Origin of the sequence: Pseudomonas sp. GD04091, assembly GCF_029836165.1 — a bacterium.
Lineage (GTDB): Bacteria > Pseudomonadota > Gammaproteobacteria > Pseudomonadales > Pseudomonadaceae > Aquipseudomonas.
This window is the reverse complement of record NZ_JAOEBG010000015.1, coordinates 1-15933: the sequence shown is the minus strand read 5'-3', so window position 1 is coordinate 15933 and position 15933 is coordinate 1. Positions and strand designations below refer to the sequence as shown.

General features: G+C 68.4%; 10 protein-coding genes. 1 reads left to right on the top strand and 9 read right to left on the bottom strand.

Features of this window, described 5'->3' with window-relative positions; genetic code table 11:
• Nucleotides 1–5 precede the first annotated feature (5 nt).
• The 9 genes from N7422_RS17665 to N7422_RS17625 all read right to left on the bottom strand — a co-directional run bounded on the left by N7422_RS17665 (nt 6) and on the right by N7422_RS17625 (nt 6624).
• Nucleotides 6–485, bottom strand: coding sequence for a hypothetical protein (locus N7422_RS17665; RefSeq protein ID WP_279807752.1), 480 nt, complete (start codon nt 483–485; stop codon nt 6–8).
• Between the two features lie 90 nt (nt 486–575).
• Entirely contained in the window at nt 576–1445 is an 870-nt protein-coding gene (locus N7422_RS17660) for a zinc ABC transporter substrate-binding protein (RefSeq protein WP_279807751.1), read from the bottom strand.
• Complete coding sequence (locus N7422_RS17655) at nt 1442–2341, bottom strand: metal ABC transporter permease (RefSeq protein WP_279807750.1); 900 nt, start codon at nt 2339–2341, stop codon at nt 1442–1444. The genes N7422_RS17660 and N7422_RS17655 overlap by 4 nt, the downstream gene beginning before the upstream one ends.
• Entirely contained in the window at nt 2341–3087 is a 747-nt protein-coding gene (locus tag N7422_RS17650) for a metal ABC transporter ATP-binding protein (RefSeq protein WP_279807749.1), read from the bottom strand. The genes N7422_RS17655 and N7422_RS17650 overlap by 1 nt, the downstream gene beginning before the upstream one ends.
• On the bottom strand, nt 3084–3992 hold the full coding sequence (locus N7422_RS17645; protein ID WP_279807748.1) for a metal ABC transporter substrate-binding protein: 909 nt from the start codon (nt 3990–3992) through the stop codon (nt 3084–3086). Before N7422_RS17645 ends, N7422_RS17650 begins: the two co-directional genes overlap by 4 nt.
• A 16-nt stretch (nt 3993–4008) precedes the next feature.
• Nucleotides 4009–4578: a DUF6162 family protein gene (locus N7422_RS17640; protein WP_279807747.1), complete on the bottom strand. Its 570-nt coding sequence runs from the start codon at nt 4576–4578 to the stop codon at nt 4009–4011.
• Entirely contained in the window at nt 4575–4892 is a 318-nt protein-coding gene (locus N7422_RS17635) for a hypothetical protein (RefSeq protein WP_279807746.1), read from the bottom strand. Before N7422_RS17635 ends, N7422_RS17640 begins: the two co-directional genes overlap by 4 nt.
• Entirely contained in the window at nt 4889–5428 is a 540-nt protein-coding gene (locus tag N7422_RS17630) for a thiamine pyrophosphate-binding protein (RefSeq protein ID WP_279807745.1), read from the bottom strand. Before N7422_RS17630 ends, N7422_RS17635 begins: the two co-directional genes overlap by 4 nt.
• Nucleotides 5425–6624, bottom strand: a complete 1200-nt coding sequence (locus tag N7422_RS17625; RefSeq protein WP_279807744.1) for a PepSY domain-containing protein — start codon at nt 6622–6624, stop codon at nt 5425–5427. Before N7422_RS17625 ends, N7422_RS17630 begins: the two co-directional genes overlap by 4 nt.
• A 231-nt stretch (nt 6625–6855) precedes the next feature.
• On the opposite strand from N7422_RS17625, the gene N7422_RS17620 reads away from it, so the two are divergent.
• A partial coding sequence (locus tag N7422_RS17620; protein ID WP_279807743.1) for a non-ribosomal peptide synthetase occupies nt 6856–15933 on the top strand: 9078 nt, incomplete at its 3' end.

The window sequence follows — 15933 nt, the reverse complement described above, 5'->3', positions numbered from 1 at the left end:
GGCGTTCAGGGGGCTGCCTGTTGCAGCGCCTGCAGTTCGTCCTCGACCTGTTGCATGCGTTGCTCCGCCAGCGCCTGCACCTTCGGGTCGCGGGCGCTTTCACGCATCAGGGCGGTGAGCTTTTCGCTCAGGCGCTTGCCCTCATCGGTGTCGCCCAGCGCCTTGGCCCGGGCCGGGTCGTGGGTGGCCTGGGCGATGGTGTCGAATTCGGCGTCGGTGAAATGCTCTTCGCTGTAGAGCTTGAACAGGTCCTGGCGCTGGTCCTCGACGGTCAGGTGCTTGCGCAGCACGTCCTTGATCGTGTCTTGGGGAACCCGGGTGTGGGTCATCGCCAGCAGGCCGGCCATGCGCTCGATATTGTGATCGTAGGCTTCCTGCAGCGGCAGGTTGGCGAGGATCTTCTCCTCGCGGGTGGGCTTCTGGTCGCAGGCGGCGAGGGTGCCGAGCAGCAGGAGGGGCAGCAGCAGTTTCGTCAGGCGGGGCATGGGAGGAGCCTTGGGCGCAAGGTAAGGCTCGGGAGTTTACTGCAAGCGAAGGCACAACAGGAGCGGGCCGGCCCGCTCCCGTGAGGGGCCTCAGCCTTGTCCCAGCGCCTTCACCACCTGCGCGACGCTGGCCTTGAGCCCGGCCACCGTATCGTCCGGGTCGCTCTCGACCACCAGCAGCCTGGCACCCGAAGCCGCGATCACTTCGGCGACCTTGGCGTCTGGCTGGCGATGGTGCAACACCAGCGCCACGTCCTGGGTCTGGAGGGTGTCGCCCAGCGCCTTGAGGCTGGCGTCGTCCCACTTGTCATCGGCGGGCAGCGGCTGCTCGACCACGTCCAGGTTCAGCCCGCTGGCCAGGTAGCCCAGACGCTCGGACAGGCTGACCACGCTCAGGTTGTCCACCTTGGCCAGTTGCGTCTGACTGCTGGCGGTCAGTTCCAGCATCTGCCGCTTGAGGGCGGCCAGGTTGGCCTGGATCTTTGCCTTGTCCGCCGGCGACAGGCGCTCCAGGTCGTTGGCCACGACATCGGCCATGCGCCCCAGGTTGGTCGGGTTGAGCCAGGGGTAGGCGGCGAAGGCTTCCTCGCCCTTGACCGCGATACCGGGCAGGGCGCCGTCCACCGGGCGCGCGGCGTCGATCTCGACGATGCGGATGTTGCTGCGCCGGGCCATGGGGTAGAGCGGATCGTCACGCCAGATCGAGCGCACGCCGATCACCGCGTCGGCCTGCTGCGCCACCTTCTGCAGGCTGGCGCCGCCGCGGCCGCTGAAGTACGACGGCTGGCGGCTGGCCGGCAGGTTGGCGGGGGCCGCGCGCTCGAGCTGCACCGAGGTGCCGTCGAGCAACGCGCTGGCCAGGCTGTGGGTCACCGGCAGGGTGGTCAGCACTTGAGTGGCGTTGGCCAGCAGTGGCAGGCCGCTCAGGGCCAGCGCCAGGGTGAGTTTCTTCAGGGTCATGCCGGGTTTCCTTGCAGGCGTGGGACGAGGGCGCGGGCCAGGGCGGCGAGGGCGAAGCAGATGCCGGCGACCAGGATGATCGCCGCGCCCGAGGGCACCGGCAGGTCGAAGACGATCGGCAGCAGGATGCCGAGCAGGGTGCTCAGGGTGGCGATCAGCACCGAGATGAAGAAGAAGCCCTTGAGCGACTGGCTGACCAGGCGCGCCGCCGCCGCCGGGATCACCAGCAGGGCGCCGACCAGGATCGCGCCGATCACCTTCACCGAGGCCACGGTGACCAGGGTCACCAGGACCACGAACAGGTAGTCCAGGGTCTTCACCGCCACCCCGCGCACCGCCGCCAGCTGCGGGTTGAAGCTGGCCAGCATGATGCGGTTGTACAGCGGCAGGGACAGCGCCAGCACCAGTACCGCGACGATGCCCAGCACCACCAGGTCCTGGGCGCTGACGGTGAGCACCGAGCCGAACAGCACGTTCTCGAGGATGTGCACGTTGATCTTGCCGGCCAGCATCAGCAGCAGGCTCGCGCCCAGGGCCAGCGACACCGAGAGGAACACGCCGATCAGCGTGTCGGGGGACAATCCGGTGCGGTTGCGCAGGAAGTTGAGCAGGATGCCGAACAGCAGGCAGTAGCCGAACAGGCTGCCGTACGGGCCGGTGTAGGGCTCGCCGAGCAGGATGCCGATGGCCACCCCGGTGAGCGCGGCATGGCCGACCGCCTCGGAGAAGAAGGCAAAGCGCTTGACCACGACCAGTGTGCCCAGGCCACCCAGCACCGGGCCGATCATCAGGCCGGCCAGCAATGCGTTGACCACGAAGCCGTAGGCCAGGGCCTCTGGCAGATAGCCAGCACTGGCCCATTCCTGGACCAGTTGGCGGAAGGTTTCGAAGCTCATCAGGCAAGGCTCTCGCTACGCGGATGGACGGAGAACAGCCCGAGCAGCCGTTCGGGGGTCAGGGCCTGGGCCGGCGGGGCGTCGAACAGCACCTGGCGGCTCAGCCCGGTGACCCGGTCGGCCAGGCGCAGCACCGCTTCCAGGTCGTGCTCGATCCACAGTACGGTGGTACCGGCCTGGCGCCAGCCGTGCAGCAGTTGCTCGAACACCTGGATACCGGCTTCGTCGAGGGCCGACATCGGCTCGTCCAGTACCAGCAGCTGCGGCTCGGGAACCAGCCCCTGGGCCAGCAGCACGCGCTGGCGCTCGCCACCGGACAGCGCGCCCATGCGCCGCTTGCGCTTGTCGAGCATGCCGACCCGCGCCAGCGCCGCGTCGATCGCCGGGCGCACGCGCCGGGACAAGCCGAGGAACGCCGGGCGACGCTGGCACATGGCGGCCATGAAGTCATCCACGGTCATCGGCAGGCCACGGTCGAACTCCAGCGCCTGGGGCACATAGCCGATCACTTCGCGCTCGCCCGGCCAGTGCAGGGTCAGCTGGCCCTGGTGCGGCATCTGCCCGAGCAGGGTCTTGATCAGCGAACTCTTGCCGCCGCCGTTGGGGCCGACGATGGCATGCACGCTGCCGGGGGCGACACTGAAGCACACGTTCTCGAGAATGCGCGTGCGGCCAAGGGTGAGGTCGATGCCGTCGAACTCGATACGCGGTCCGCAGGCGGCGGTGAGGTTGGCGGCGGCGGTCACGCGCGGTTCTCCTGGATGGCCTGGACCACGGTGTCGAGGTTGCGCTTCATCTCCACTTCGTACTTCTCCTGGGTGTATTCACCGTAGGAAATGTGGGTCAGCGGATAGATGCGTACACCGGATTCGCGCTGGATGGTCTCGACATAGGCCGACGGGAAGTCCATCTCCGAGAAGATCACCTTCACGTCCAGCGTCTTGAGCTGGTCGATGGTCTTCTTCAACTGCGCCGGGCTCGGCTCGATGCCGTGGGCCGGTTCCACCACGGCGGTGACTTCCAGGCCGAAATCACGCACCAGGTAGTCGTAGGCGGCGTGGATGGTGGCCACGCGGAAGGTCGCGTCCGGCGCCTGGGTGACCTTGGCCAGGGCCTCGGCACGCAGGGCGCGCAGGCGCTTGGCATAGGCGCGGGCGTTCTGCTGGTAGAACTTGGCGTTGTCCGGGTCGAGCTTGCCCAGCTCGCGGGCGATGTTGTTGACCTGGGCGATGGTGGCGCTGATCGACAGGAAGGTGTGCGGATTGACCACCTTGCCGGCGCCGCGCGCGGCAATGCCGGTGGCGGCCAGCAACGGCACGTTGCCGTTGGATTCGATGGTCTTGATGTCGGGCTTTTCACTGGCCGCGATCATGCGGTCGGCGAAATCGTCGTGGCCCACGCCATTGAGCACGATCACGTCCAGGCTGCCGATGCGCTTGATGTCCTCGGCGCGAGGTTCATAGGCGTGCGGGTTGAAACCGGCGGGGATCAGCGGCACCACTTCGGCCTTGTCGCCGACGATATTGGTCACATAGCTGTAGTAGGGGTGCAGGGTGATGCCGATGCGCAGGGGCTTGCCGTCGGCGGCGAACGTCAGGGCGGGCAGGGTGCAGGCCAGAAGCAGCGCCAGGGCGCGGGCGAAGCGGAACATGGGCGGGTCCTTGGGTTCAGTGGCGGTGTTGGCGGGTGACCCCGGCATCGAAGTGGGTGACGACCTGCTGCCAACCGGCGGCGATCAGGGTGTCGCGGTCCAGCGCGTCCGGCGCCACGGCGGTACTGTCGCGGCGCAGCCAGATATCGGGTGGGGTGTCGGCGCTGGGCGCGAGGATCATCAGGAAGCTGCCGGCCACCTGCGCATCCTGGCTGCGACCCAGGTAGGTGCTGTTCTCCAGCCGCGACCACTGGTGGCCGCCGCGGCTCTGGCTGCTGGCATCGGCAACGAACGGCGGCAGCCCTTCATCGGCCAGGGCCTGGGTCTCGGGCGCGCTGCCGGTTTCCTCGTGCAACGCGCGGATCTCGTCGGCGGCCACCCACAGGTCGGTGTGGATGCCCTGCTCGGCGGCGTTGAGGTCGCGCCGGGCGTCGAGCTGGTGGGCGGCGATGGCCACCTCGTCCTGGCGCTCGCCACGCAGGCTCACCACGCTGGCCGCCAACATCAGGATCAACGCCGCGACCAGCAGTACGTAGAGGGTTTCGTGCCCGGCACCGGCCGGGCGCACGACCTGGGCGCGGCTCATGGCGCACCGATGTCGGCGTGGTCCACTTCCACCACATGGCCGGGGCCGGCATCGAACAGCACGTAGAACTCGCCATCCGGGCGCTTGAAGGTCAGGGTCGAATCGTCACCGAGCTTGCTGGCGACCAGCACCTGCTCGTCGTAGCCGATCACGTCCAGGGTCACCCCCGGGGCGCCGCTGCCGTCGGAGAAACCGCCCTTGCAGGTGATCTGCTCACCGGCTTCGGTGCATTCGCACATCGGGTTGTGCGCCAGCGCCGGGGTGGCGGCCAGGGCCAAGAGGGGCAGGGCGAGCCTGCGCATCAGCTGTTTCATTTCTTGCCTCCTTGTTTCTCGAGCCAGGCCACGGTGGCCGGCGATGCCTTGGCCAGCGGGACCGAGGCCTGGTACATCTTGCCGTCCCAGCCTTCGATGGTGATCCACAGGTCGGCGTCGGGGCGGGTGCGTGGTGGGATCGGCAGGTTGGTGCCCATGCGGTACTGCGAGCCGAAGAAGATGGTGCCGGCGGCGCGCAGGCTGCGTGGCTTGCCGATACGCAGGTAAATGGCCTTGACGCCTTCGTCGCAGGTCTTGCACAGCGCGGCGCTGAACATCTTGAAGTGCCCCGCCGGTCCGTCGGCGCGAGGCGCTTCGTCGCGCAGCTCGGCCAGGTCCAGGGTCCAGCGGCCCACCTGGACATCCTGGATGATGTTGGCGCCCAGGCCGCTGTCGCCGCGGAACAGGCTGGCGTCGGCGAAGTACTTGGGCATGAAGCCCAGCGGGATGAGGATCAACAGGGCGTTCAGGTGGAAGCGCCACTTGAGCCAGAACTGCTTCAGGCCGCCGTGCGGCAAGGTGTTCGCCTGGCTCATGGCTGGGCCTCCACGGGGGTTTGCTCGGGGGTCTTGCGGGGCCGGGCCGGGCGCTCGGCACGTTTGAGAGCGGCGGCGGTAGCCTGGGCGGTGCGCTTGGTCCAGATCAGCAGACCGCTGAACACCATCAGGGTCAGCACCAGGCCGAAGAAGAACCAGATCAGCTTGATCGGCAGGCCGCCGAAGTCGCCGGTGTGCAGTGGGCGCATGGATTCGGTGACGAACTCCAGGGCCGTGCGGTCGCCAAGCAGGAACTGGCTGTCGACACTGCGGGTGTAGGGGTTGATCTCGGCGGTCTGGAACATCAGCGGGTACCAGCCGCGGCCGCCCATGCTGTAGTGGCTGTAGGCGGTGGAGGGCAGCGAGATGAAGCTCACCTCCAGGCCGGGAATGGTCCGGGTGGCGATGCGCGCCGCCTCGTCCAGGTCGATGCGCGGCGCTGGGCTGCCATCGGCGGTCTGCGGCACCTGCTCGCGGGCGATGACCGGCACGATCGGCTCGCTGGAAATGGTGATGTGGTTGTCGGCCAGGGTCGCCTGGATCAGGAACCAGGTGCCGGTGATGGAAATCACGGCGATGAACCAGATCGACCAGACCCCTGCCAGGCGATGCAGGTCGCCCCAGAAGATGCGTGCGCCATGCTTGAGCCGCACCGGCTTGAAGAAGCCGCGCCAGAACTTCTTGTAGACGACCAGGCCGGTGACCAGCGAGGCCAGCATCGGCAGTCCGAGCAGCGAAACCAGATACCAGCCCCAGCTGTAGCCGTTGGTGAACGGCACCAGCCACCAGCCGTGCAGCGCGCGGGTGAAGGCCTCGAAGTTGAAGTCCGGGCTCTTGCCCTGGATCGCGCCGGTGTACGGGTTGACGTAGAGCGTCGGGCTGGTGCCGTCGGGATAGGTGACCTGGGCCTGCAGGGCGAAGTGCGAGCCGTCGGGCTGGCTGAGCGAACTCACCGCCATGTCCGGCTCGGCCTTGTGCATGGCGTCGAGCACCTGCTGGAAGCTCAGGCGCTCGGCGTCGTCGCTGGGCTTGCTGGCGCGAACGTCGGCGTTGGCCAGCCAGACGATCTCCTGGCTGACCACCGCGAGCATGCCGGTGAAGCAGACGATCAGGACGAAGAACCAGATCGGCAGGGCGAGCCAGCTGTGGACCAGGAACCACAGCTTGGAATTGGATTTTTTCGGTTGTCGGGCCATCAGTCGGTCTTCTGCGGGAAAAGTGCGGTCGAGTCTCTGCTCAACCTCGAGGGCTGCACTTAATAGGACGAATGAGAATCAGAAACCTGCGTGATTAAATGAAAGCAAATGTTTCAGGATTTGCCCTGCTCACCGCAAGCCGTGGCTTGCCGGTAATTTTTCCGCCGTTTTATCCGTTTCGTAGGGATAGCCGGGCCCCGCCCGATACCTCACTCGTACGGAAGCAATCTGATGAATGCCGAAAAGTCCCTGCTACTGGCCCGCCGTTTCATTGAACTGCCGCTGGAGAAGCGCGGCGTGTTCCTCGAGACCCTGGCCAAGGAGGGCATCGACTTTTCCCAGTTCCCCATCCCCGCCGGGGTCCAGGTGCCGGACCGTCAGGGGTTGTCCTATGCCCAGCAGCGCATGTGGGTGCTCTGGCAGATGGATCCGCAAGGGGGCGCCTACAACCTGCCAGGTGCGGTGCGTCTGACCGGTCATCTGGACGAGGCGGCGCTGGAACAGGCCTTCGCCACCCTGCTGGCGCGTCACCAGAGCCTGACCACGGTGTTCGAGGTCCAGCCCGACGACAGCCTGCTCCAGGTCCATCGGCCGGTCGCCCAGGCCTCGATCGAGCGCGTCGACTTGCGCCAGCTGGCCGAGGACGCGCGTGAGGCGCAGGTGCGCGCCGAAGCCGAGGCCGAGTCGCTGCGTCCGTTCGACCTGGCGCATGGGCCGCTGCTGCGCGTGCGTCTGCTGCGCCTGGCCGAGCAGGAGCATGTGCTGCTGCTGACCCTGCATCACATCGTTTCCGACGGTTGGTCGATGAACGTGCTGATCGACGAATTCAGCCGCTGCTACGACGCCTTCGCCGCCGGCCAGGCGCCCCAGCTGGCGGACCTGCCGATCCAGTACGTCGACTACGCCCTGTGGCAGCGCCGTTGGCTGGAAGCCGGCGAGCTGGCGCGCCAGCTGGGGTACTGGCAGGCGCAACTGGGCGATGAGCAGCCCGTGCTCGAGCTGCCCCTGGATCACGCCCGCCCGGCCACGCCCAGCTTCAGCGGCGAGCGTCGCTCGTTCCCCGTCGACGCGGCCCTGGCCGAGCAGCTGCGCGGCTTCGCCCGTCAGCACAACCTTACGCCGTTCATGGTCATGCTCGGCGCGTTCGGCCTGCTCCTGCAGCGCTATACCGGCCAGGCCGACCTGCGTATCGGCAGTCCGGTGGCCAACCGCAATCGCGCCGAAGTCGAAGGGTTGATCGGCCTGTTCGTCAATACCCAGGTGCTGCGGGTGCAGCCGGACGCGCAAAGCGATGTACTGGCCTACCTGCAAGGCATCCGGCAGGTCGTGCTCGGTGCCCAGGCGCACCAGGACCTGCCGTTCGAGCGCCTGGTCGAGGCGCTCAAGGTCGAGCGCAGCCTGAGCCACGCGCCGCTGTTCCAGGTGATGTACAACCACCAGCCGCAGGTCGCCGACCTGGCCACCGTCACCTTGGCCTCGGGGCTGCAGCTGTCGACCCTGGCATGGCGCAGCCGCACCACCCAGTTCGACCTGAGCCTGGACACCTACGAGCAGGGTGGCGTCCTGCATGCCGCGTTCACCTACGCCAGCGACCTGTTCGAGGCCGCCACCATCGAGCGCATGGCCGGGCACTGGCAGGCCCTGTTGCAGGCGCTGGTCAGTCAGCCGCACGACGCGCTGTGGCAGTTGCCGATGCTCGATGACGCCAGCCGTCGCGCGGTGCTGCAGGATTGGAACGCCACCGGCCGCGACTACCCGCTCGGGCGTGGCGTGCACCAGTTGTTCGAGGACCAGGTCCGGGATGCGCCGGACGCTCCGGCGCTGGTGTTCGGCAACACCGTGCTCAGCTATGCGCAACTCGACGCCCGCGCCAACCGCCTGGCCCACTTCCTGCGCGCCCAGGGCGCCGGGGCCGACAGCCTGGTCGGTATCAGCGTGCTGCGCAGCGTGGAAATGGTCGTCGGGCTGATGGCGATCCTCAAGGCCGGCGCGGCCTATGTGCCGCTGGACCCGGAATACCCCGAGGAGCGCCTGGCCTACATGATCGAGGACAGCGGCATCAGCCTGCTGCTGACCCAGCAGGCGCAGCAGGGCAGCCTGCCGGTGCCTGGCAACGTGCAGTGCATCGCCCTGGACCAGCTGGCGCTGGACGACCAGCCGGACAGCGCCCCCCAAGTGGATGTCGATCCCCGGCAACTGGCCTATGTCATCTATACCTCCGGCTCGACCGGCCGCCCGAAGGGCGCCGGCAACAGCCATGAAGCCCTGGCCAACCGCCTGCACTGGATGCAGGAAGCCTATGGCCTGGATGCCGGCGACACGGTGCTGCAGAAGACCCCGTTCAGCTTCGACGTCTCGGTCTGGGAGTTCTTCTGGCCGCTGATGACCGGCGCGCGCCTCGCCGTGGCAGCGCCCGGCGACCACCGCGATCCGGCGCGCCTGATCGAGACCATCCGGCGCCACCAGGTCAGCACCCTGCATTTCGTGCCCTCGATGCTCCAGGCCTTCATTCACGAGCCTGGCGTCGAGGCCTGTGACAGCCTGCGCCGCATCGTCTGCAGCGGCGAGGCGTTGCCGGTTGACGCCCAGCTGCAGGTGTTCGGCAAGCTGCCGGCGGCGGCGCTGTACAACCTCTACGGCCCCACCGAGGCGGCCATCGACGTCACCCACTGGACCTGCCTCGACGAAGGCCGCGATAGCGTGCCGATCGGCCAGCCGATCGCCAACATTCGCACCTACGTGCTCGACGCGGGTCTCGAGCCGGTGGCGCCGGGCGTCTCTGGCGAGCTCTACCTGGGCGGCATCGGCCTGGCTCGTGGCTACCACCGTCGCCCCGGCCTGACCGCCGAGCGCTTCGTCGCCGACCCCTTCGTCGCCGGGCAGCGTCTGTACCGTACCGGTGACCGGGTTCGCCAGCGCGCGGACGGCGTGATCGAGTACCTGGGGCGCTTCGACCACCAGGTCAAGATCCGTGGCCTGCGCATCGAGCTGGGCGAGATCGAGGCGCGCCTGGCCCAGCATGCCTGGGTGCGCGAGGCTGTCGTGCTGGCCGTCGATGGCAAGCAGCTGGTGGCCTACCTGGTACTCGACGAAGCGCCCGAAGGCTGGCAGCAAGGGCTCAAGGACTGGCTGCTGCAGGCGCTGCCGGAGTTCATGGTGCCCAGCCACCTGGTGCCACTGGAGCACTTCCCGCTGACCCCCAACGGCAAGCTCGACCGCAAGGCCCTGCCGCAACCGGATGCCGCGCCACGCGGCGCCTACGCCGCGCCTGAAACCGCCGTGCAGCACACCCTGGCACAGGTCTGGAGCGACGTGCTGGGTGTGGCGCAGGTCGGCCTGGACGACAACTTCTTCGAACTGGGCGGGGATTCGATCATCGCCATTCAGGTGGTCGGCCGCGCCCGGCGCCAGGGCCTGCAGTTCAGCCCGCGCGATCTGTTCCAGTTCCAGACCGTGCGTGGCCTGGCCGGCGCGGTCGGACGCCAGCCATCGATGACGGTGGAGCAGGTGCCGGCCACCGGCGAGGTGGTCCTGAGCCCAGTGCAGCGGCACTTCTTCGAGCAGGCCATACCTGCCCGCCAGCACTGGAACCAGTCCTTGCTGCTCGGCGCCCGGCAACCGCTGGCGGTCCAGGCGCTGGCTGACGCCCTGGGTGACGTGGTCAACCATCATGACGCGCTACGGCTGCGTTTCGAGTCCACCGCCGAAGGCTGGCGGCAGCACTATGGCGCGCAGGTCGCGCAGGTCGAGCTTTGGCAGCGCCAGGCGCCGGATGCCCAGGCGCTGACGGCACTGTGCGACGACGCCCAGCGCAGCCTCGACCTGGGTAGCGGCCCGCTGTTGCGCGCCTTGCTGGTCGACTTGCCGGAAGGCGAGCAGCGCCTGTTGCTGGTCATCCACCACCTGGTGGTCGACGGTGTGTCCTGGCGCATCCTCCTGGAAGACCTGGAGCAGGCCTATGCCCAGCGCCTGGCCGGGCAGGAGGCGTCGTTGCCGGCGCGCACCAGCAGCTATCAGGCCTGGTCGGCGCAGTTGCACGAACAGGTGCCGACGTTCCTTGGGCAGTTGCCCTACTGGCAGGCGCAACGCGGCGACGGCGCGCTGCCGTGTGACAGGCCGGACGCGGCGGTGAGCAATCGGCATGGGGCCAAACTGGCGTCGCGCCTGTCCCGCGAGCGGACCCGTCAGTTGCTGCAGGCCGCGCCCGCGGCCTATCGCACCCAGGTCAACGACCTGCTGCTGACCGCTCTGGCGCGCGTCATCTGCCGATGGAGCGGCAGCCAGGCGGCGTTGGTGCAACTGGAGGGGCATGGCCGCGAAGAGCTGTTCGAGGGCATCGACCTGACCCGCAGCGTCGGCTGGTTCACCAGCCTCTACCCGGTGCGCCTGACCCCACAAGCCGATCACGGTGACTCGATCAAGGCCATCAAGGAGCAGTTGCGCGCGGTGCCGGACAAAGGCCTGGGCTACGGCGTGCTGCGCTACCTGGGTGACGCCTCGGTGCGCGAGGCTCTGGCGACGCTCGACGCGCCGCGCATCACCTTCAACTACCTGGGCCAGTTCGACAGTCAGTTCGATGCCCAGGCCTTGCTGGCACCGGCCAGCGAACGCGGTGGCGACGGCCAGGATGCGGACGCGCCGCTGGCCAACTGGCTGACCCTGGAAGGACAGGTCTACAACGGTGAGTTGTCGCTGCAATGGGGCTTCAGCCTGGCGATGTTCGACACCGACACGATCCAGGCACTGGCCACGGCCTATGACCAGGAGCTGGAGGCGCTCATCGAGCACTGCCTGGGCGTGCCTGCGGGGCAGCCTTCGCCGTCGGACTTCCCGTTGGCGCGCATCACCCAGGCGCAGCTGGATGCGTTGCCGGTGCCCGGTCACGAGATCGAGGACCTCTATCCGCTGTCGCCCATGCAGCAGGGCATGTTCTTCCATTCGCTGTATGAAACGCAGGGTGGGGCCTATATCAACCAGTTGCGCCTGGATATCGGTGGCCTGGACCTGGCACGCTTCGGCGAGGCCTGGCAGGCAGCCCTGGCCCGTCACGAGATCCTGCGCAGCAGCATTCACTGGCAGGGCCTGGACAGTGCCCACCAGATCGTCCATCGCGCGCTGGCGCTGCCACTGCGGATCATCGACGAGGCGGTGAGCGACCTCGACGCGTTGGCGCACGCGGAGCGCGAGGCAGGCTTCGCGCTTTCCAGCGCGCCGCTGTTCAGGCTGTTGCTGGTGCGCACCGGAGAGGATGACTGGCACCTGGTGTACACCAGCCACCACATCCTGCTGGACGGCTGGAGCAACGCCCAGTTGCTGGCCCAAGTGATCCAGCACTACGTCGGCGACCACGCGCCGGAGCCTGTCGGTCGTTTCCACGACTACCTGGCGTGGCTGCAGCGCCAGGACGTCGGTGCCGGCGAGCGCTTCTGGAAATCCCGCCTCGGCGCCCTGCAGGCACCCACGCTGCTCGCCCAGGCCTTGCGCCGGCCAGTGCCTTCGCAGGGCGAAGGCGAATACCGTACGCATATCGACGCCGCCCAGACCCGTGAACTGGAGCAGTTCGCCCGCCAGCACAAGGTGACCCTGAACACGCTGTTCCAGGCTGCCTGGGGGCTGCTGCTGCAGCGCCTGACCGGGCAAGCCTGCGTGGCCTTCGGCGCGACGGTGTCCGGGCGCTCGGTACCGCTGCCAGGCATCGACGACCAGCTCGGCCTGTTCATCAATACCTTGCCGGTGCTGATCGACGCGGCGCCGGACCGTGAAGTCGCCCGCTACCTGGGCGATGTACAGGACTTCAACCTGGGCCTGCGTGAGTACGAGCATGTGCCGCTGTATGCCATCCAGGGCTGGGCGGGCCAGCAGGGCGCGGCGCTGTTCGACAGCCTGCTGGTGTTCGAGAACTTCCCGGTGGCCGAGGCTCTGCGCCAGGGCGCTCCGGCCGGTTTGCGCTTCGGGGCGGTGAGCAACCACGAGCGTACCCATTATCCGCTGACGATCGGTGTCGAGCTGGGCGAGGGCGTGAGCCTCGAGTTCAGCTACGACCCCGCGCTGTTCGAGGCGGCCCAGGTTCGCCAGTTGTGCGCCGGCTTGCGTCAGTTGCTGGCGCAGATGGTCGCGCAGCCTGCCGCGCCGGTGGGCGCGCTGAGCCTGCTGGACGCGCAGTCCCAGGTCGCCGTGCGCGACCACAGCCAGGGTGGGCCGGTGGCGCTGAGCAGCCCGGACATGGTGCACCAGCGTATCGCCGCGCAGGCCGCCCGTCAGCCACAGGCGCTGGCGCTGCAGTGCGGTGACCTGCGCTTGAGCTATGGCGAGCTCGACGCCTGCGCCAACCGCCTGGCGCACTGCCTGATCGCCGAAGGTGTGCGCCCCGGCCAGCGTATCGGCCTGGCTCTGCGACGCGGTCCGCAGCTGGTGGTCAACCTGCTCGCGGTACTCAAGTGCGGCGCTGCGTACGTGCCGCTGGATGCCCAGTATCCGCACGAGCGGCTGGCCTACATGGTCGAGGACAGCCGCCTGGACCTGCTCCTGTGCGACGATGGCCTGCTTGCAGGGCTGGCGCTGCCGGTGGGGCTGCGTCGTCTGGAACTGGACGCGCTGCGTGCCCAGGCGGCGACGTTCGCCGATCACGACCCGCAGGTGCCGGTCGCTGAGGGGCAACTCGCCTATGTGATCTACACCTCCGGCTCCACCGGGCGGCCCAAGGGCGTGGCGATCAGCCATGCGGCGCTGCGCGAGTTCAGCGACAGCGCCACGGCCTATTCCCGCCTGGAGCACGATGACCGGGTGCTGCAGTTCGCGACGTTCAGCTTCGACGGTTTCGTCGAGCAGTGCTATCCGCCGCTGTGCGTCGGCGCCGCGCTGGTCATGCGTGGCGAGGAACTGTGGGATGCCGATCAGCTGGCCAGGTTGATCGTCGAGCAGGGCGTGACCCTAGCTGACCTGCCGGCCGCCTATTGGCACATGCTGGCCAAGACCTGCGCGGCGCAACCGGGTCGAGGCCTGGGCACGCTGCGTCAGGTCCATGTGGGCGGCGAGGCGATGTCGGTGGAAGGACTGCGCCTGTGGCATGCCGCGGGGCTGGGCGGGATCAGCCTGGTCAATACCTACGGCCCGACCGAGGCCACCGTGGTCTCCAGCGTGCATGACTGCCAGCTGGAAGATGCACGGGATGCCCATGGCGTGCCGATCGGCCGGGCCATCGCGGGACGTTCGTTGTATGTGCTGGACAGCGCCGGCCAGTTGTTGCCGGTCGACGGTGTCGGCGAGTTGTGCATCGGCGCGCCGAACTGCCTGGCGCAGCAGTATTTCAATCGCCCTGGGCTGACCGCCGAGCGCTTCCTGCCGGACCCGTACGCGGCGCAACCCGGCGCGCGGCTGTACCGCAGCGGCGACCTGGCGCGCTACACCCAACAGGGCGTGCTGGAGTACGTCGGGCGTATCGACCATCAGGTGAAGATCCGCGGCATGCGGATCGAGATGGGCGAGATCGAGGCCTGCCTGCAAGGCCTGGCCTCGGTGCGCGAGGCGGCGGTCCTGGCCCTCGAAGGGCCGACCGGGCCGCAGCTGGTGGCCTACCTGGTCGCCGCCCAGGCCACGCCGGCCGAAGACTGGCTGGAAGGCGTGCGCGGCGCGCTGGGCCAGGCGCTGCCTGACTACATGATCCCCGCCCACCTGCTGGTGCTGGAGCGGCTGCCGCTGAACAACAACGGCAAACTCGACCGTGCGGCCCTGCCGGCACCGGACTTCAGTGCCGCGCAGCGGGCGTACGAGGCGCCCCGCACGCCGTTGCAGGCGCAACTGGCGGCGATCTGGGCGCAGGCCCTGCAGGTCGAGCGCGTCGGCCTGGCCGACGGGTTCTTCAGCCTGGGCGGCCACTCGCTGCTGGCGACCGAGGTGATCTCGCGCATCCGCCAGGCCCTCGGCCTCGACGTGCCCCTGCGCGACCTGTTCGAACAGCCGACCCTGGGCGCCTTCGCCGACCGCTGCGCCACGCTTGCCCAGGCGCCGACCTCGACGATCCCGGTGCTGCCGCGCGAGCCGGCGATGGCGGTGTCCTATGCCCAGGAGCGCCAGTGGTTCCTCTGGCAACTGGATCCGCAGAGCGCCGCTTACAACGTCCCGGCCGCCTTGCGTGTGGAAGGCGCGCTCGACCTGCCGGCGTTGCAGGCGGCGTTCGATCGCGTCATCGCCCGCCATGAGCCGTTGCGTACCACCTTCGATGACGCCGCCGGCCCGTTGCGTCAGCATATTCACCCGGGCATGGCGCTGCCCATCGCGGTACAGCGTCTGGACGAGCAGGGCGACGCCGCGGTGGCGGCCTGGATCGATGCCCAGGTCCGCGAACCGTTCGACCTGGTGCGCGGCCCGTTGCTGCGGGTCAAGCTGCTGGCGCTGAGCGAGCAGGCACATGTGCTGGTGATCGTCCAGCACCACATCGTCTCCGATGGCGCGTCCCTGGAGGTGCTGGTCGAGGAGCTGCTGCAGGGGTATCAGGGCGGTGAGCCGGCGCCGCTGCAGGTGCAGTACGCCGACTATGCGGCTTGGCAGCGCCAGTGGCTCGACGGTGGCGAGCGTGCGCGCCAGCTGGAGTACTGGATGGCGCGGCTGGGCGGTGAGCAGACCGTGCTCGAGCTGCCGTTCGACCGGCCGCGTCCAGCCCGGCGGCGCCTGCGTGGCGCCCGCCTGGACTTCCCGCTCGACGCTGAATTGAGCCATGGCCTGCAACACCTGGCCAAGGCCCAGGATGCGACCTTGTTCATGCTGCTGCTGGCGGCATTCCAGGCCTTGCTGCACCGTTACAGCGGCCAGTCCGATATCCGCGTCGGCGTGCCGGTGGCCAACCGTACCCGTGCCGAGACCGAACGCCTGATCGGCTTCTTCGTCAACACCCAGGTGCTGCGCGCCGAGGTCGAGGGCGGCCAGGGCTTCGACATGTTGCTGCGCCAGGTGCGCCAGGCGGCGCTGGAGGCCCAGGCCCATCAGGACCTGCCGTTCGAGCAGTTGGTCGAGGCCCTGGCGCCGGAGCGCAACCTCAGCCACAGCCCGCTGTTCCAGGTGCTGTTCAACCACCAGCACGGCGCGACGGCCGAGCGTGACTGGGGCGACCTGCGTATCGAGCCGCTGCACTGGGACAGTGCCACCGCGCAGTTCGACCTGGTGCTGGATACCAGCGAGACCGCGCAGGGGCTGGTGATTTCCCTGACGTATGACACCGATCTGTTCGATCACTCGACCATCGAGCGGCTTTCGACGCACTTCATCAACCTGCTGCAGGGCATCGTCGACCAGCCGCAGCGCGCGGTGGCCGAG